The organism is Nonomuraea sp. MTCD27, assembly GCF_041950495.1.
Lineage (GTDB): Bacteria > Actinomycetota > Actinomycetes > Streptosporangiales > Streptosporangiaceae > Nonomuraea.
On the sequence record NZ_JBGNUW010000001.1, the window covers coordinates 247,669 to 264,200 of the forward strand.

12 protein-coding genes are annotated in these 16,532 nt (G+C 72.2%); 9 read left to right on the forward strand and 3 right to left on the reverse strand.

The genetic code is table 11. The features are described 5' to 3' along the window. Positions 1–55 precede the first annotated feature (55 nt). Entirely contained in the window at positions 56–1,222 is a 1,167-nt protein-coding gene (locus ACBJ59_RS01275; RefSeq protein WP_375108304.1) for an amidohydrolase family protein, read from the reverse strand. A 45-nt stretch (positions 1,223–1,267) separates the two neighbouring features. Further along, entirely contained in the window at positions 1,268–3,394 is a 2,127-nt protein-coding gene (locus ACBJ59_RS01280) for an anthranilate synthase component I (protein WP_375108857.1), read from the reverse strand. Positions 3,395–3,675: 281 nt separating this feature from the next. Here ACBJ59_RS01280 and ACBJ59_RS01285 point away from each other — a divergent pair, with 281 nt between their 5' ends. The 7 genes from ACBJ59_RS01285 (at position 3,676) to ACBJ59_RS01315 (ending at position 14,149) form a co-directional block, all read left to right on the forward strand. Continuing rightward, on the forward strand, positions 3,676–4,890 hold the full coding sequence (locus ACBJ59_RS01285; protein ID WP_375108305.1) for a cytochrome P450: 1,215 nt from the start codon (positions 3,676–3,678) through the stop codon (positions 4,888–4,890). Continuing rightward, entirely contained in the window at positions 4,887–5,522 is a 636-nt protein-coding gene (locus ACBJ59_RS01290) for a TetR/AcrR family transcriptional regulator (RefSeq protein WP_375108306.1), read from the forward strand. The genes ACBJ59_RS01285 and ACBJ59_RS01290 overlap by 4 nt, the downstream gene beginning before the upstream one ends. 11 nt (positions 5,523–5,533) lie before the next feature. Then, a complete protein-coding gene (locus ACBJ59_RS01295; RefSeq protein WP_375108307.1) occupies positions 5,534–6,967 on the forward strand; it encodes a glycosyltransferase family 39 protein in 1,434 nt (477 codons plus the stop codon). A gap of 124 nt (positions 6,968–7,091) precedes the next feature. After that, positions 7,092–10,586: a S8 family serine peptidase gene (locus tag ACBJ59_RS01300; RefSeq protein WP_375108308.1), complete on the forward strand. Its 3,495-nt coding sequence runs from the start codon at positions 7,092–7,094 to the stop codon at positions 10,584–10,586. 124 nt (positions 10,587–10,710) lie between these two features. After that, entirely contained in the window at positions 10,711–11,571 is an 861-nt protein-coding gene (locus tag ACBJ59_RS01305) for a DUF4394 domain-containing protein (RefSeq protein WP_375108309.1), read from the forward strand. 59 nt (positions 11,572–11,630) lie between these two features. Continuing rightward, on the forward strand, positions 11,631–13,226 hold the full coding sequence (locus ACBJ59_RS01310) for a CocE/NonD family hydrolase (protein WP_375108310.1): 1,596 nt from the start codon (positions 11,631–11,633) through the stop codon (positions 13,224–13,226). Then, positions 13,208–14,149, forward strand: coding sequence for a helix-turn-helix transcriptional regulator (locus ACBJ59_RS01315; RefSeq protein WP_375108311.1), 942 nt, complete (start codon positions 13,208–13,210; stop codon positions 14,147–14,149). Before ACBJ59_RS01310 ends, ACBJ59_RS01315 begins: the two co-directional genes overlap by 19 nt. Here ACBJ59_RS01315 and ACBJ59_RS01320 read toward each other — a convergent pair. After that, positions 14,140–15,030 (reverse strand): SDR family oxidoreductase, encoded by an 891-nt coding sequence (locus ACBJ59_RS01320; RefSeq protein WP_375108312.1) that lies wholly within the window; start codon positions 15,028–15,030, stop codon positions 14,140–14,142. The two genes, ACBJ59_RS01315 and ACBJ59_RS01320, sit on opposite strands and share 10 nt — an antisense overlap. A 78-nt stretch (positions 15,031–15,108) precedes the next feature. On the opposite strand from ACBJ59_RS01320, the gene ACBJ59_RS01325 reads away from it, so the two are divergent. Then, a complete protein-coding gene (locus ACBJ59_RS01325) occupies positions 15,109–15,657 on the forward strand; it encodes a VOC family protein (protein WP_375108313.1) in 549 nt (182 codons plus the stop codon). Next, complete coding sequence (locus tag ACBJ59_RS01330; protein WP_375108314.1) at positions 15,657–16,310, forward strand: carboxymuconolactone decarboxylase family protein; 654 nt, start codon at positions 15,657–15,659, stop codon at positions 16,308–16,310. The genes ACBJ59_RS01325 and ACBJ59_RS01330 overlap by 1 nt, the downstream gene beginning before the upstream one ends. Positions 16,311–16,532: the final 222 nt, after the last annotated feature.

Here is a 16,532-nt window from a genome sequence, read left to right on the forward strand (position 1 = left end):
GTGCGCCGATTATCCGCAATGAGACCCAGGTCACACCTCCTCCGCAAGGAGGAGTTCACAGGCGGTATATCCGGCGGGCGTTGCCGGAGCCGATCATGTGGGCGACGCGGGCGGCGTCCGGCGCGCTCCACTCCCCCGTCGCCAGCCTGGTGCGCAGCGCCGCCGCCAGGGCCTGCCGGTAGTGGAGGGCGCCCAGGTAGCCGCTCTCGGCCACGCCGCGGCAGCCGGAGCTGAACAGCTGCTTGTGGAACGGCGCCAGCTCCAGCAGCTCGTCCATGACCCGGGCGGAGGCGGCCAGGTGCGGCAGGGCGAGACCGACGTCCACGTAGACGTGCGGGAAGAGCCCGGCGAGGTGGGCGGCCTGGCGGTGGAACGGGTAGCAGTGCAGCAGGATGACCGGCACGCCGAGCGGCTGCAGCGCCCTGACGAACACGCTCAGCCTGGCCGGGTCGGCGCGATGCGGCTCGGCCCCGAGCACGTCCCCGCCGAACTCCGCGGGGCCGCCGAAACCGCTGTGGAACTGCACCGGCAGCCCCCGCTCCCTGGCCACGTCGACCGCGCTCCAGAGCAGGTAACGCAGCAGGACCGGGTCCGTCAGCGGCTCCTTGGGGTCGGCCAGCCGCCGGTTGGCCGCCGCGATCACCGCTCCCCGGGCCGGCCTGGCCGGGTCGAAGTCGAGGCCGCACAGGGAGCCGATGACCGTCTTGAGCCCGACCGCCCTGGCGGCCCTGGCGGCCAGCTCCTCGCCCAGGGTGTCGAGGTAGTCGACGGCGATCTGCGCGGTCTCGGCCACGTCCCGCTCGATCTGCTCGATCCGTACGAGCTCGTCGGCCGCCGCCCCGCCGTGCCGGCCCATCTCGGCGGCGCTCAGCATCTCGGCGTCCTCCGGCGAGGAGTCCACCAGGAACGCCACCACCCCGGCGCCCGCCAGCAGCCGCCGGTTGACCTCGCCCGCCCCGAGCTCGGCCCGGCGGGCCAGGTAGACGGCCGGCGGCGCGTGCGGCTCCAGGTCGAGCAGCGGCGCGCACCAGCGGCGCACGGCCGCGCCGAACGGCGTGTCGAAGTGGGTGGTGCCGGGCGGGGCCGGGCCGCCGCCCTCGCTGATGAGCAGCTCGAAGCGGGCTCTGCTCAGCTCGTCTCGCCGCACCCCGTGACAGTGGTGGTCGACGAGCGGGGCGAGCAGCGCGTCACGCACCGTGCCGGGCAGGTCTACGGGGAGCATGCGGAGACTCTAGGGGAGCTCCGCACGCTCCCGCGCGGGTTTTACCTACCTGCGGGCCAGACGCAGCACGTTCGCGATGATCTTCGCGCCCGCGCCGCCCTCCTGGGTCAGGATCGACTCCGGGTGGAACTGCACGGCGAAGCGCCGCCGCTCGGTGTCCTCGATGGCCATGACGTTGCCGTCGGGCGTGAGCGCGGTCGGGGTGAAGCCGACCACGCCGGGCCGCTTGGCGTGCAGCGAGTGGTAGCGGGCCGCGGTGAACTCCTCGGGCAGCCCGTGGAGCAGCGCGCTGTCGCCCAGCCGCGCGACCTGGCCGCGCTTGCCGTGCTCGGGATAGTCGAGCAGCTCCAGCGTGCCGCCGGCCTGCTCCACCATGGCCTGCAGGCCCAGGCAGACGCCGAACACCGGCAGGTCGCGGGCGTAGATCTGGTCGAGCAGGGCCGACATGCCGAAGTCGGTCGGCCAGCCGGGGCCGGGCGAGAGCACCACCAGGTCGGGCCCGATCTCGTCGATCAGGTGGGCCGGGAAGCCGTGGCGCAGCGTCACCACGTCCGCGCCCTCCTGGCGGAAGTAGTCGGCCAGCGTGTTGACGAAGGAGTCTTCGTGGTCGACGAGCAGCACCTTCATGCCCAGGCCCGGCTGCTGCCGGGCCTCGGCGACCGGCACGGCGTCGGGCTGGTTGACCGCGGCCAGGGCGCCGAGCAGGGCGCTGGCCTTGAGCTCGGTCTCGCGCTCCTCCGCCTCGGGGTCGGAGTCGAACAGCAGCGTGGCCCCCGCCCTGACGGTCGCCACGCCGTTCTTGATCTGGGCGGTACGCAGGGTCAGGCCGGTGTTCATGGAGCCGTCGAAGCCGATGAAGCCGATGGCGCCGCCGTACCACCTGCGGGTGGTGGCCTCGTGGTCCTCGATGAACTGCATGGCCCACGTCTTGGGCGCCCCGGTGACGGTGACCGCCCACATGTGGGTGAGGAAGGCGTCGAGGGCGTCGAACTCGGGGCGCAGGCGGCCCTCGATGTGGTCGACGGTGTGGATCAGGCGGGAGTAGAGCTCGATCTGGCGGCGGCCGATGACCTTGACGGTGCCCGGGACGCAGATGCGCGACTTGTCGTTGCGGTCCACGTCGGTGCACATGGTCAGCTCCGACTCCTCCTTCACGCTCGACAGCAGCGTGCGGATGGCCTCGGCGTCCTCGACGGGGTTGCTGCCGCGGGCGATCGTGCCGGAGATGGGGCAGGTCTCGACGCGGTCGCCGCTGACGCGTACGTACATCTCGGGCGAGGCTCCGACCAGGTGCTCGCCCTCGCCGAGGCTGATGATGAACTCGTACGGGGCCGGGTTGCTCTTGCGCAGGCCGCGGTAGAAGGCGGACGGGTCGGCGCAGGCGGCGTGGAAGACCTGGCCGGGCACGACCTCGAACAGGTCGCCGCGCTTGAACTTCTCCTTGGCGGCGGCCACGACCTTGGCGTATTCGCCCTTCGGCGGGTTCGCCGGCAGCTCGCCCGGGATGACGGGGGCGGCGGTGTCGCCGGCCCGGTCGAGGCCGCGGGTGGTGGCGCCGTCGACGGTGAACTCGTAGCGGTATTCGACGCAGCTCTCGCGCTGCCGGTCGATCACCACCAGCCGGTCGGGCAGGTGCAGCACGAGGTCGCGCTGGTCGTCGGGGCGGACGAGCTCCTGCCTGATGGGCTCGAACTGGAAGGCCAGGTCGTAGCCGAAGGCGCCGTAGAGGCCGAGGTGCGGGTCGTCGCCCTGGAAGGCGGCGATGACCTCGCGGATCGCGGTGAAGACGGTGGGCCTGCGGCTGCGCATCTCCTCCGGCAGCAGGTCCTCCGATTCGGGCACGTGCACCTCGACGCGGTCGGCCGTGGGCTCGGTGACCGGCTTGCCCGCGGCCAGCAGGCAGGAGGCGATGGCGGGCAGCACGATCCGGCCGCGCTCGTTGAGCGCGACGGCCGCGATGTTGCGGCCCCTGGCGACGAGTTCGAGGCACGGGTCGACGTAGCCGAAGGCCCATCGGCTGTAGCGGCCCGGGTAGTCCATGCCGGAGGAGAAGGCGCCCCCGCGCCGGTCCCCGAGGGCCGTCACGATCTCTTCGAGGGCGGCCTCGTCCACCTCGCGTGTCTCGCGTTCGACACCGATGCCCCCGGCGGTGGTATATCCGCTCTTCTCCACTTCCTGCCCCTTCACCACGTCAAATGATCGAGCCCCGGGGGCGGACACGAGAAAGGCCGCCATCCGGGGCGGCCGTCCGTTGAGGAATGCGAAACACGCGCCGCCTAGGAGCGGCGCCACCACAGGAGCTGAGCGTGATTTCGCATGACGCCAAGGGTAACCGCCCGACCATGATCGCGCAACGCGACCCACCGGCCCGATCGGCAGGGGGCCAGGGACGGAATTCGAATACAGGTCTGTACTGTATTTGTGTTGGCATCGGTCGGAAGGAGATCCCCGAGATGGCGGAGACCGAGGCGATCACCCTGCCCACCGAGCGGCCCACGCCGTTCGACCCGCCCACCGGCCTGGCCGAGCTGCGTGAGACGCGGCCCGTCGCCCGGCTGGCCTACCCCGACGGGCATCGAGGCTGGCTGGTCACCAGCCACGCGCTCGTGCGCGAGGTGCTGGCCGATCGGCGGTTCAGCGCCCGCCCCGAGCTGCGGCACCTGCCCACCCGGCCCGGGGGGCCGTCCGGGCAGCCGGCGCCGCCCGGGATGTTCGTCGCCACCGATCCGCCGGTGCACACCCGCTACCGCCACCTGCTGACCGGCGAGTTCACCGTGCGCAGGATGCGGCGGCTCACCGAGCGGATCGGGGAGGTCACGCACGCCTACCTGGACGCCATGGAGCGTCAGGGCCCGCCCGCCGACCTGGTCGAGGCGTTCGCGGCGCCGATCCCGGCGGTGGTGATCTGCGAGCTGCTCGGCGTGCCGGAGGAGGACCGCGAGCGGTTCATGGCCCAGGGCGCCACGCTCATGCGGGCCGATCTGCCGCAGGAGGAGAAGGTCCCGGCCTTCCTCGCGATGCGGGGCCACATGGAGGAGCTGGTGCTCGCCAGGCGGGCCCGGCCGGGCGACGACCTGCTCAGCGGGCTGACCGGGAGCGACCTCACCGACGAGGAGCTGGCCGGCATCGGCTTCGTGCTGCTGGGCGCCGGGCTGGACACCACCGCCAACATGCTCGCTCTGGGCACCTTCGCGCTGCTGCTCCATCCCGATCAGCTCGAGGTGCTGCGCGCGGGGCCGGGAGGCGTGGAGCTGGTGGTGGAGGAGCTGCTGCGCTACCTCAGCATCGTCCCCTTCCTCGTACGGACCGCGCTGGAGGACGTCGAGCTGGGCGGCGAGCTGGTCAGGGCCGGGGAGACGGTCACCGTCTCGATCGCGGCGGCCAACCGCGACCCGGAGCGCTTCCCCCGCCCCGACCGCCTCGACGCGCGCCGGGCCGGCGGCGGGCACGTGGCGTTCGGTCACGGCGTGCACCAGTGCCTGGGCCGGCAGCTGGCCCGCGTGGAGATGCTGGCGGCCTACCCGGCGCTGTTCGGCCGCCTCCCGTCGCTGCGCCTGGCCGTGGCGCCCGGCGAGGTGCCGCTGCGTACCGACATGCTCATCCACGGCGTGCACCGCCTGCCCGTCACCTGGCCCGTCACCTGGCCCATCACCCGGGAGGCGCCGTGACGGCCGACGGGACGGCCGGGGGGCCGACGATCGCCCCGCGCCCGGCGGGCCGCCCGCGCAGCCAGGAGGCGGACCTGGCGATCCTGGCCGCGGCGCTCGACCTGCTGATCGAGCAGGGCGCGCAGCAGACCAGCATCGAGCAGGTGGCCCGGCGGGCCGGCGTGACGCGGGCGACGGTCTACCGCAGGTTCGCCGACAAGACGGCGCTGCTGGTGCGCGCCCTGGAGTGGGCCGACCACGACAACGACCCGGGTTTCACCGGCTGGCGCGACATCGAGCACATGTTCGGCGACTGGGCGGCGTATCTGGCGGTGCCGCGCAACCGGCTGCTGCTGCGCCGCCTCTACGGCAGCATCGACGACTACCCCGAGCTGATGGCCGCCTACCGGCTGGTCGCCAGGGGCCGGCGGGCGGCGATGGTGCGCGAGATGTTGTGCCGCACCCGCGATCTCGGACACCTGCCCGGCGACGTGGACGTGGACGTGGTGCGGGAGATGCTGACGGGCGCGGTGCTCAACCAGGTCAGCGCCCATCCGGACGAGGACGACGCCGGGCGGATCGCGGCCTGGTTCATGGCGATCATGAAACAAGTGGGCTATCAACCCGTGACAAGGGAGCGTAAAGGGATCTAGCCTCAGCGTTCATGGAACGGCCCTTGGCCTGGCGGCCGGTCACCGTGATCGCGGTCGTGCTCTTCGGGGTGCTGCTGGCGTTGACCCCCGGTTACGGCTACCACCGTGACGAGCTGTACTTCCGCGTGCTGTCGGAGCATCCCGCCTGGGGATACGTCGACCAGCCACCGCTGACCCCCATGATCGGCAAGGCCGGCATCGCGCTGTTCGGCGACACGATCACCGGGCTCCGGGTGTTCCCCGCGCTTTCCATCGCGCTCCTGGTCGTGCTCATGGCCCTGATCGCCAGGGAGCTGGACGGCAGCCGGGCGGCGCAGGTGCTGACGGCGCTGGGCACGGCGACGGGGACGTACTGCCTGGTCGCGGGCCACTCGCTGATGACGGTCACCTTCGACCTGCCGCTGTGGGCGGCGGCCATCCTGTTCCTGCTGAAGGCGCTGATGCGGGAGCAGCCGCGCTGGTGGGTGGCGGCGGGGGCGGTCATCGGGGTGGCCACCTACAACAAGCACCTGATCGCGCTGCTGGTGCTGGGGCTGGCGGTGGGGCTGCTGGTCGCGGGGCCGCGGCGGGTGCTGGCGAGCCCGTGGTTGTGGGCGGGGGCGCTGCTGGCCGGGGTGATCGCCGCCCCCAACCTGATCTACCAGATCGCCAACGGCTGGCCGCAGCTGGAGATGGCGGCGGCGCTCAGCGAGGAGAACGGCGCCGAGTTCCGGATGTTGTACGTGCCGATGCAGCTGATCCTGTTCGGCCCGATCGTGTCGGTGATCGCGGTGTTCGGGTTCGTCCGGCTGTGGCGGGACCGGCGGGTGCGGGCGCTGGCGATCGCGTACCCGGTGGCGGGGGCGCTGACGATGATCAGCGGCGGCCGGTTCGACTACACGGGCGGGCTGCTCCTGATGTTGTTCGCGGCGGGTTGCGTGAGCGCGGCGGCGGCCGCGCGCGTGCGGCTGGCGGGCGTGGGCCTGGCGCTCAGCGCGATGGTGTCGGCGGTGATCGGGCTGCCGCTCATCCCGGTGTCCGCGCTGGCCGCGACCCCGGTGCCGGCGATCAGCGAGGTGGCGCGCGAGTCCGTGGGCTGGCCGCAGTTCACGGCGAAGATCCAGGAGGTACGCGACTCCATACCGCCCGGCGAGCGCGAGCGGGCGGTGGTCGTGACCGGCAGCTACGGCGAGCACGGCGCGCTCGACCTGGCCGGGGTGCCGCGCGTCTACTCCGGGCACAACCAGCTCTGGCACTACGGCCCGCCGCCCGAGGACGGCACGACCGCGATCCTGGTGAACGTCGGCCCGCGCGGCCGCGGCCTGTTCGACTCCTGCGAGCAGCGGGGCCGGGTGGACAACGGCTACGGCATCGACAACGAGGAGCAGGACATGCCGGTCTTCCTGTGCCGGGGCCTGCGGGAGCCGTGGTCGGCCTTATGGCCCGCGTGGCGACATTTCAGCTGACCAGATTACATTTCAGCTCGCAAAGTAACTTTTCAGGTCGGCTCTTGCTTTCCCGACACGATCTCTTCACCCTTCTCGACAGAGGCGTAAAGATCACCTCTCCCTTTGTCCTGAAGGAGAGCCAGTGCCCCACACCCCCCGCTGGCGTGCGATCCTGACCGGGATCGTGACCGTCGCCGGACTGTTAGCACCGCAGGCCGCGGCGCAGGCCGCACCCGACCCAGGCAAGATCGACGCGGGCGTCCAGGCGCAGCTCGCGCAGGATGACAAGGCCACGTTCTGGGTCCGGATGAAGGGCAGTGCCGACCTGAGCGGCGCCCGCCGGGCCGCGACCAAGGAAGCCAAGGCCGAGCAGGTCTTCGAGGCCAAGAACGCGCGCGCCAGGACCTCCCAGGAGGGCCTGCGCAAGCTGCTCGACTCCCACCACGCCGACTACACCCCGTACTGGATCGTCAACGCGGTCAAGGTGACCGCGGGCGAGAAGCTCGCCGCCGAGATCGCGACGCTGCCCGAGGTCGAGCGCATCGACCCGATCCGCATCCTCTCGCTGCCGAAGCCTGTCCGGGGGACGGCCGAGGAGAAGGTCGACGCGGTCGAGTGGAACATCGACCGGGTCAACGCGCCGCGCGTGTGGAACGAGCTCGGCAACCGCGGCGAGGGCATCGTGATCGCCCACATCGACTCCGGCGCCCAGTTCGACCACCCCGAGCTGGCCGCCAGTTACCGGGGCCGGAACCCGGACGGTTCCTACACCCACGACTACAACTGGTTCGACCCGGCGCGCGTCTGCCCGACCGCGGCGCCGTGCGACAACAACGGTCACGGCACGCACACCATGGGCACGATGGTCGGCGCGAACGGCATCGGCGTGGCGCCGGGCGCCAGGTGGATCGCCGCCAAGGGCTGCGAGGTCAACACCTGCACCGACGCCTCCCTGCTGGCGGCCGGGCAGTGGATGGTGCGGCCCACCGACCTCAACGGCCAGAACCCGCGCCCCGACCTGGCGCCGGACATCGTCAACAACTCCTGGGGCGGCACCGGGTTCGACCCCTTCTACCAGGACGTCGTCGAGGCGTGGCTGGCGGCCGGGATCTTCCCGGCCTTCTCCAACGGCAACGAGGGCCCCGCCTGCCGCAGCAGCGGCTCGCCCGGCCAGTACGTGACCGCGTACAGCGCGGGCGGCTTCGACGTCAACAACGCCCTGTACACCCGCTCCAGCAAGGGCGAGGGCGAGAACGGCGAGATCAAGCCGAACATCGCCGCCCCCGGCGTCAACGTGCGCTCCTCGACCCCCGGCGACGACTACGACGTCTACACCGGCACGTCGATGGCCTCGCCGCACGTGGCGGCCACGGTGGCGCTGATCTGGTCGGCGGCCCCGGGCCTGGCCGGTGACGTGGCGGCCACCCGGCCGCTGCTGGACACCACCGCCACGGACGTCTCCGACACCGCGTGCGGCGGCACCGCGGCCGACAACAACATCTGGGGCGAGGGCAGGCTCGACACCTACGCCGCCGTGCGGGCCGCCCCCGACGAGGGCCTGGGCGACCTGTCCGGCACGGTGACCGCAGGCGGCACGCCGGTCTCCGGCGCGACGGTCACCGTCACCGGCCCGCTGACCCGCACCGTGACGACGGGCGCGGACGGCACGTACGCCATCCCGCGCCTGCTGCCCGGCGCCTACGAGCTCAGCGCGCAGAAGTTCGGCCACGACCGGGCCACCGCGGCCGTCACGATCACCGCCGAGCAGGCCACGACCGCAGACGTGCCCATGACCGTCCAGCCGACGGGCGTGGTGTCCGGCACGGTCACCACGGCCGGCACGCCGGAGCCGGGCGCGACGGTGGCCGCCGCCGGCACGCCGGTGAGCGCGGTGACCGACGCCTCGGGCCGCTACACCATGACGCTGCCGCACGGCTCGTACGAGCTGCGGGTCACGCCGGCGTCCCGCTGCTCCAGCGCCGCGACCTCGGCCGTCACGGTGGCCGGGGACCTGGTCAAGGACGTCGAGCTGCCGCTGCGCGGCGACAACTTCGGCTACACCTGCCGGAGCGGCGCGCAGGCGTACGTGGCGGGCACCGAGAAGCTGGCGCTGACCGGCGACGACGAGGCCGTGCAGGTGACCCTGCCGTTCCCGGTCCCGTTCTACGGCACCGGCCAGGGCCGGGCGTGGATCGGCACGAACGGGTTCGTCACGTTCGCCGCCGACCGGATCACGACCGGCAGCAACGGCCGGCTGCCGACGTCGGGCACGCCGAACAACGCGGTGTACCCGTACTGGGACGACCTCATCGTGGACGCCCAGGCCGGGATCTACACGGCGGTGACCGGCACGGCGCCGCACCGGACGTTCGTGGTCGAGTGGCGCAACGTCACCTTCTACAACGAGGCGGCGCAGCGGGTGTCGTTCGCGGCGCTGCTGGGCGAGGACGGCTCGATCGGGTTCCGGTACAAGGACATCGAGAGCACGCGCGACCAGGGCGTCAGCGCCACGATCGGGGTCGAGAACGCGGCCGGCGACGACGCGCTGCTCTACTCCTACGAGCAGGCGGCGCTGAGCACCGGGCAGGGCGTGACGTTCACCGCCAGCCGGCACGGCCTGGTCACCGGTGCCGTCACCGACGCCAACGACGGCGAGCCCATCGCCGGGGCGACGGTGAAGGTGGGCGAGGTGGCCACGCTCACGACCGGCGCGGACGGCGCCTTCTACGGGCAGGTGCCGGCCGGGGACTACGACGTCGTGGTGTCCAAGGAGCACTACGGCACCTTCACCCAGCCCGTCACGGTGGCGCCCACGACGGTGACCCGGATCGACACGGCGCTGGTCACCGGCCGGGTGAGCGCGTCGGTGGCGGAGGTGACCGTGGTGCTGCCGGCCGAGTCCAGCCGCAGGCGCACGGTGGAGCTGACGAACCTGGGCACGCCGACGCCGTACACGGCGACCGGGGATTCCTGGTTCACGGTGACGCCGGCCGCCGGCGAGCTGGCCAAGGGGCAGGCGGTGCGCCTGGAGCTGGCGGTGTCGAGCGCCGGGGTCGCGCCCGGCACGTTCCGCGAGGGCAAGCTGCTCGTCAAGTCCGCCAGCGGGCGGCAGCCCACCATCGAGATCAAGGTGACGGTCGTGGTGCCGAAGCACCAGGTGGCCGTGGACGCCGGCGCGACCAGGAACTCCGTGGACGCCGCCGGTGACACCTGGACGCCGGACAGGAAGTACGTCCAGGGCGGCTACGGCTACCTGGCCACCCAGAACCGGACGCAGAGCACGTCCAGGACCATCGCGGGGACCGCCGACCAGGCCCTGTTCCGGACCGCCAGGGAGTCGATGCTGGAGTACCGGTTCGACAACGTCCCCGCCGGGACGTACACCGTGGAGCTGGACTTCGCCGAGATCAGGAACACCGCGATGGGCAAGCGGGTCTTCGACGTGCTGGTCGAGGGGCAGCTGGCGATCCCGGCGCTCGACCTGGCCCTGGAGGCGGGCACGTACACCGCCGTGAGCAGGCAGTACACGGTGAAGGTGACCGACGGGCAGCTCAACGTGCGGTTCGCGACCCGGCAGGGCGCGACGATCGTCAACGCGCTGCGCATCTCGGAGCGCCCGGACCGGGCCGCCCCGTGACCCCCGGGCCCGCCTCGCCGTCACGCGGGGCGGGCCCACCCTCGGGCCCTTCATCGGGCCCTTCATCCAGAACCGGGCGGCGGGCGAAGAAAGGGGCAAGGCAACACCCACACAAGGAGATCTGATGCGTAAGCAACTGGCGCTCGCCGCCGCCGTGCTCGGCGCGGGCGCGGTCCTGGCCTCGCCCGCGCAGGCTCACCACCGTGACGACGGCCCCCGCGTCACCGGCCTGACCACCGCGGGCGACCTGGTCACCTTCGACGCGGGCGACCCGCGCGACGTCAACCGGATCGGCCGGATCAGCGGCCTCAAGGACGACATGAAGGTCGTCGGCATCGACTACCGGGTACAGAACGGCAGGCTGTACGCGGTCGGCGACAAGGGCGGCATCTACACGCTGGACAACCGGGCCAGGGCCACCAAGGTGTCCCAGCTCACGGTCGCGCTCAACGGCAAGACCTTCGGTGTCGACTTCAACCCCGCCGCCAACCGGCTGCGCGTCATCAGCGACGCCGGCCAGAACCTGCGGCACAACCTCGACGACCCGAACGGCGCCCCCGCAGCGGGCATGACGGCCAACGACGGCGCGCTCACCAACCCGCCCGTGCCCCCCGCCACGGCCGGGGCGACCGCGACCGGCGTGACCGGCGCCGGCTACACCAACAACGACCTGGACGCCACCACCGCGACGACGCTGTTCGACGTGGACACCATGGCCGACCAGGTCTCGGCGCAGTCCCCCGCCAACGCCGGCAACCTGGCCCCCACCGGCAAGCTGGGCGTGGACGCGGCGACCGACGCCGGGTTCGACGTCCACAGCCGGCTCCGCGATGGCGTGACGGTGTCGAACACCGCCTACGCCACGCTCAAGGCCGGCGGCGCGTACCGCTTCCACACGGTGAACGTGCTGACCGGCAAGGCGGAGGTGGTTGGAACGTTCCCGTCCAACCGTCAGGTGAGTGACATCGCCGTCCAGCTCAGCTGATTGCGCAACGTATGCCCCCGGGCTACCGCACCCCGGCGGCATATGTTACTCGTTAGTACATGAGACGTGTGCGGCTCCAGCGTGACCTACCGGTGCCGATGCCCGACGGCGTCACGCTCCTGGCCGATCACTACGCCCCCGCCGGAGGCGGGCGGGCCCCCGTCATCCTGATGCGCTCCCCGTACGGCCGGCGCGGCCTGCTCGGCTGGTTCTACGGCCGCGGCTTCGCCCGCCAGGGCTTCCACGTCGTCATCCAGAGCTGCCGCGGCGGCTTCGGCTCCGGCGGCCTGCTCGACCCCCTCGGCGACGAGCACGACGACGGCCTGGCCACCGTGGCGTGGCTGCGCAAGCAACCCTGGTACGGTGGCTCGTTCGCGATGTTCGGCCCCTCCTACCTCGGCTACACCCAGTGGGCCATCGCGCCGTACGCCGGATCGGAGCTCAAGGCCATGGCCACGCAGATCACCGCCTCCCAGTTCAGGGACGCGGCCTACGTGGGCGGCGCGTTCGCGCTGGAGTCGGCGCTGAGCTGGACCACGCTCACCGACGGCATGTCCCGCCGCTTCGGCGGCGCCTCCGTGCTCACCGCGCCCCGGCTCACCCGCAGGGCGGTCCTGTCGGGCCGCCCGGTGGCGGAGCTCGACCTCGCCTCGGCCGGGCGTCCGCTGCCGTTCTACCAGGACCTGCTCACCCACCACGCCGACCCGGCCGTCCCCTACTGGGACCGGCGCGACTTCTCCCCGAAGGTCGGCGAGGTGGAGGCGGCGGTCACGATGCTGGGCGGCTGGTACGACGTGTTCCTGCCGTGGCAGCTCAAGGACTACGCGGCGCTGCGGGCGGCGGGGCGGCGGCCGTACCTGACGATCGGGCCCTGGTACCACATCGACAGCCGGCACGGCCGGCCCACGATGGCCGAGGCGTCGGCGTGGTTCCGCGCGCACCTGCTCGGCGACCACTCCCTGCTGCGGCCGGACCCCGTGCGGATCTACGTGACGGGCGCCGGGGAGTGGCGCGACCATCCCGACTGGCCGGTGCCCGGCATGCGGGAGCAGCGCTGGCACCTGCAGCACGGCTTCGGGCTCGGGACCGAGGGGCCGCTGGAGGCGGAGCCGGACCGCTTCCGCTACCACCCGGCCCATCCGACGCCGGTGATCGGCGGGCCGGTGCTGCTGGGCGACTCCAGGCCGCGCGACCAGCGGCGGCTGGAGCAGCGCCGCGACGTGCTGGTCTACAGCTCGGCCGCGCTGGACTCGGACGTGGAGATGATCGGCCCGGTACGCGCGGAGCTGTTCGTGCGCTCCAGCACCCCGTCCGTGGACGTGGTGGTGCGGGTGTGCGACGTGCACCCGGACGGGCGCTCGCTCAACGTGTGCGAGGGCGTGCGCCGCCTGCGGCCGGGCTCCGGACCCGGACCCGACGGTGAGGGCGTGCGCCGGGTCGGCGTCGACCTGTGGCCGATGGGGCACCGGTTCCGGCGCGACCACCGGATCCGGGTGCACGTGGCGGCGGGGGCGTACCCGACGATCGCCCGCAACCACGGCACCGGCGACCCCCTCGGCGCGGGCGGCGCGATGGTGCCCGCCGACGTCGAGGTGTTCCACTCCCCCGACCGCCCCTCGGCCGTGGTGCTGCCGCTGTGCGCGCCTCGAGGCTGATGTCGCTGGTCCTGCTGCTGCAGGGCCGGGGCGGGATGACGGCGGCCGAGCTGGCCAAGGAGCTGGAGGTCTCCGAGCGCACGGTGCACCGGGACGTGCTCGCGCTGTCGGAGGCGGGCGTGCCGGTCTACGCCGACCGGGGGCGGGGCGGCGGCTACCGGCTGGTCGACGGCTACCGGACCCGGCTGACCGGGCTGGACCGGGCCGAGGCGGAGGCGCTGTTCCTGTCGGGGGTGCCGGCCGCGCTGCGCGAGATGGGGCTGCAGGAGGTGGCGGCCACGGCCCGGCTGAAGGCCGCCGCCGCGCTCTCCCCCGCGCTGCAGGACGCGCCGTCTACCGCGGCGCAGCGCTTCCACCTGGACGCGCCGGGGTGGTTCGCCGGCGGTGACCCGCCGCCGGCCGCGCTGGCGCCGCTGGCCAGGGCCGTGTGGAGCGACCGGCGCGTCTCGGCCGTCTACAAGGGCAACGCGCGCACGCTGGAGCCGTACGGGCTGGTGCTCAAGGCGGGGGTCTGGTACCTGGCCGCCCGCCTCGGGACGCGGTTCCTGATCTTCCGGCTGCACCGGTTCGGCGAGATCTCCGTGCTGGACGAGCCGTTCGTCCGCGACGCCGACTTCGACCTGGCCGCCTTCTGGGCGGGGCAGTCGGCGGAGTTCAGCCGGTCGCTGCTGCGGGAGGTGATCACGCTGCGGCTCAGCGAGCGCGGCCTGCGGATGTTGCGGCACATCGCCGACCCGGCCGCGCTCGACGACGCGCTGGCCTCGCTCGGGCCGGACGGCACCGTGCGGCTGGCGGTGGAGTCGGTGCCGGTGGCGTACTCGCAGGTGCTGCGGTTCGGGCCGGAGGCGGAGGTGCTCGATCCGCCGGAGCTGCGGGCGATGGTCGCCGAGGCCGCCGCCCGCATGGCGCGCCTCTACCGGTAGGACTCCCAGCCGGTCTGGCCGTCCTTCTCGCGCACCTCGGTGATGAAGCTCCACACGCGCGGGCGGCTGCCGTCCACGTCCGTCAGCCCGTACGCCACGGCCAGCTCCTCGCTGCTGACCGACCTGCCCGACCAGCGCTGCCGGTCCGGGTCCTGGGCCAGGGCGGCCACGCCCCGGCCGACGTAGAGCGGCGTCTCGGAGACCATCCAGGCGATGTCCACCTTGGCCTCGCGCCAGTTGTCCTCGGTGACGCCGAAGTTGTCGAGCATGGCCTCCGAGCGCAGGAAGCCCGGCGTCACGGCCACGCCGGTGCCGCCGTGCGGGCGCAGCTCGTTCGACCAGGCGAACGCCAGCCGGTTCACCGACATCTTGGCCAGGTCGTAGTAGACGTTCTCCCGGTAGCGGGTCTCGTTGAACGACCAGGTTCCGTCGGTGACCTCGACCACGAGGCCGCCCTTCTCCTTGATCACCAGCGGCAGCAGGTGCCGGGCGCTGATGAGGTGCGTGTCGATCGCCAGCCGGAGCAGCCGCAGCCCCTTGTCCATGTCGTGTTTCCAGACCGGCGTGTCCCACTCCCAGAGGCCGTCGGCGCCCCACACGTCGTTGACCAGCACGTCGAGCCGCCCGTGCGCGGCCTCCACGCGCGTGGCCAGCGCCTCCACCTGGGCCGGGTCGAGGAAGTCGCAGGGGGCGGGGATGCCCGTCCCGCCGGCCGCGGTGACCAGCTCGGCCGTCTCCTCGATGGTCTCCGGCCGGTCCATCTCCGAGCGCCGCTCCCGCGTGCTCCTGCCCGCGCAGTAGACCGTCGCGCCGGCCTCCCCCAGGGCCACCGCGATGCCCCGTCCCGTTCCGCGGGTCGCGCCCGCCACCAAAGCAATCATGCGACCGATCGTGCCCGCGAAAGCCGACATCTCGTGTCATGTTTTTCGGTGAAACCCTGTGATAAGTAGGGAGTTACTATGAACAGCGAATTCGAGCTTCGCGGGGTCAACCACGTCGCGCTGGTCTGCTCGGACATGAAGCAGACCGTCGACTTCTACTCCGGCGTGCTGGGCATGCCGCTGATCAAGACCATCGAGCTGCCCATGGGCTGGGGGCAGCACTTCTTCTTCGACTGCGGGGGCGGCAACGCGCTGGCCTTCTTCTGGTTCCCCGACGCTCCCGACGGGGTGCCCGGCGTGTCGGCGCCGAAGAACCTGCCCGACCGCGGCGAGCTGCTGTCGGCCGTCGGCTCCATGAACCACATCGCCTTCGACGTGCCGCCGGAGAGGATCGAGGAATACCGCGAGCGGCTCGTCGCCAAGGGCATCGACGTGGGCGTGCTGCTCAACCACGACGACAGCGAGTTCGGCGTGGCCCCCGAGATGCACGACGGCGTGTTCGTCAGGTCGATCTACTTCAAGGACCCCGACGGCGTGCTGGTCGAGTTCGCCGCCTGGACGCGCCGGGTCGGGCGGCCGGGCGACGTCACGCACGAGCCGAAGACCGCCGCCGACCGGACCGTGTGATGCCGCGGCTGCGCCAGGTGCCGCGGGAGGAGATGACCGACCCGGTCGTCACGTTCTTCCACGACCGCCTGCTCTCCCCCGGCCGGCAGGGCACGGCCACCGGCTCGCCGGGCGACTGGTGGACGGTGTTCGCGCTCGATCCGAAGATCTTCCGGCACTGCGTTAAGGGTTTCCGGCTCTACCGGGAGATGACGCTCGACCCCGTGCTGCGCGAGCTGGGCCAGACCAGGGCGGGCTGGGCGAGGCAGAGCCAGTTCGTCTTCTCCCAGCACTGCAAGCAGCTGCGGGCGCTCGGCGTCCCGGAGGAGAAGGTGCGGGCGGTCGAGCACTGGGCGGTCAGCGACCTGTTCGGCGAGCTGGAGCGGGCCGTGCTGGCCTACGCCGACGCGCTGGCGCTGGACGGCGGGCGGGTGCACGACGCGGTGTTCGCCGTGCTCAAGGCGCATCTGCCGGACGAGCAGATCCTGGAGCTGACCTACGCGATCTGCCTGTACGAGATGCACGCCACCATGTCGCGGGCGCTGCGGCTGGAGTTCGACGACCGGCCGGAACCCATCGTCGAGGTGCCCGCGCCCGAGGGGTACGGCACCCAGGACATCGCCGACGAGCTCGCCGGCGACCCCACCGGCGACGCGACCATTGGGCGCGAGTAATCGACCATTCGCCGATCGGCGATCCCGTTCACCCCGTGACCGTCGTTACTGTGCATCCGGCGACCCCTGACCCTGGTCTCACATGCCGAGACACCATCTCGACATTTAGGCCAAACCGTAACATTGCGGACATTGGGTTTAATACTCCCGTAAAGCTAATCTCCCTCCATTGACTAGATGTCAGGGCCCGGTCACAACCGGCTCCTGATCCACCTATCGGAG

Excerpts from the sequence above, each read along its gene's own strand:
- ACBJ59_RS01275 (WP_375108304.1), bottom strand. The coding sequence starts at position 1,222 with ATGCTCCCCGTAGACCTGCCCGGCACGGTGCGTGACGCGCTGCTCGCC.
- ACBJ59_RS01285 (WP_375108305.1), top strand. The coding sequence starts at position 3,676 with ATGGCGGAGACCGAGGCGATCACCCTGCCCACCGAGCGGCCCACGCCG.
- ACBJ59_RS01295 (WP_375108307.1), top strand. The coding sequence starts at position 5,534 with ATGGAACGGCCCTTGGCCTGGCGGCCGGTCACCGTGATCGCGGTCGTG.
- ACBJ59_RS01305 (WP_375108309.1), top strand. The coding sequence starts at position 10,711 with ATGCGTAAGCAACTGGCGCTCGCCGCCGCCGTGCTCGGCGCGGGCGCG.
- ACBJ59_RS01310 (WP_375108310.1), top strand. The coding sequence starts at position 11,631 with ATGAGACGTGTGCGGCTCCAGCGTGACCTACCGGTGCCGATGCCCGAC.
- ACBJ59_RS01320 (WP_375108312.1), bottom strand. The coding sequence starts at position 15,030 with ATGATTGCTTTGGTGGCGGGCGCGACCCGCGGAACGGGACGGGGCATC.
- ACBJ59_RS01325 (WP_375108313.1), top strand. The coding sequence starts at position 15,109 with ATGAACAGCGAATTCGAGCTTCGCGGGGTCAACCACGTCGCGCTGGTC.
- ACBJ59_RS01330 (WP_375108314.1), top strand. The coding sequence starts at position 15,657 with ATGCCGCGGCTGCGCCAGGTGCCGCGGGAGGAGATGACCGACCCGGTC.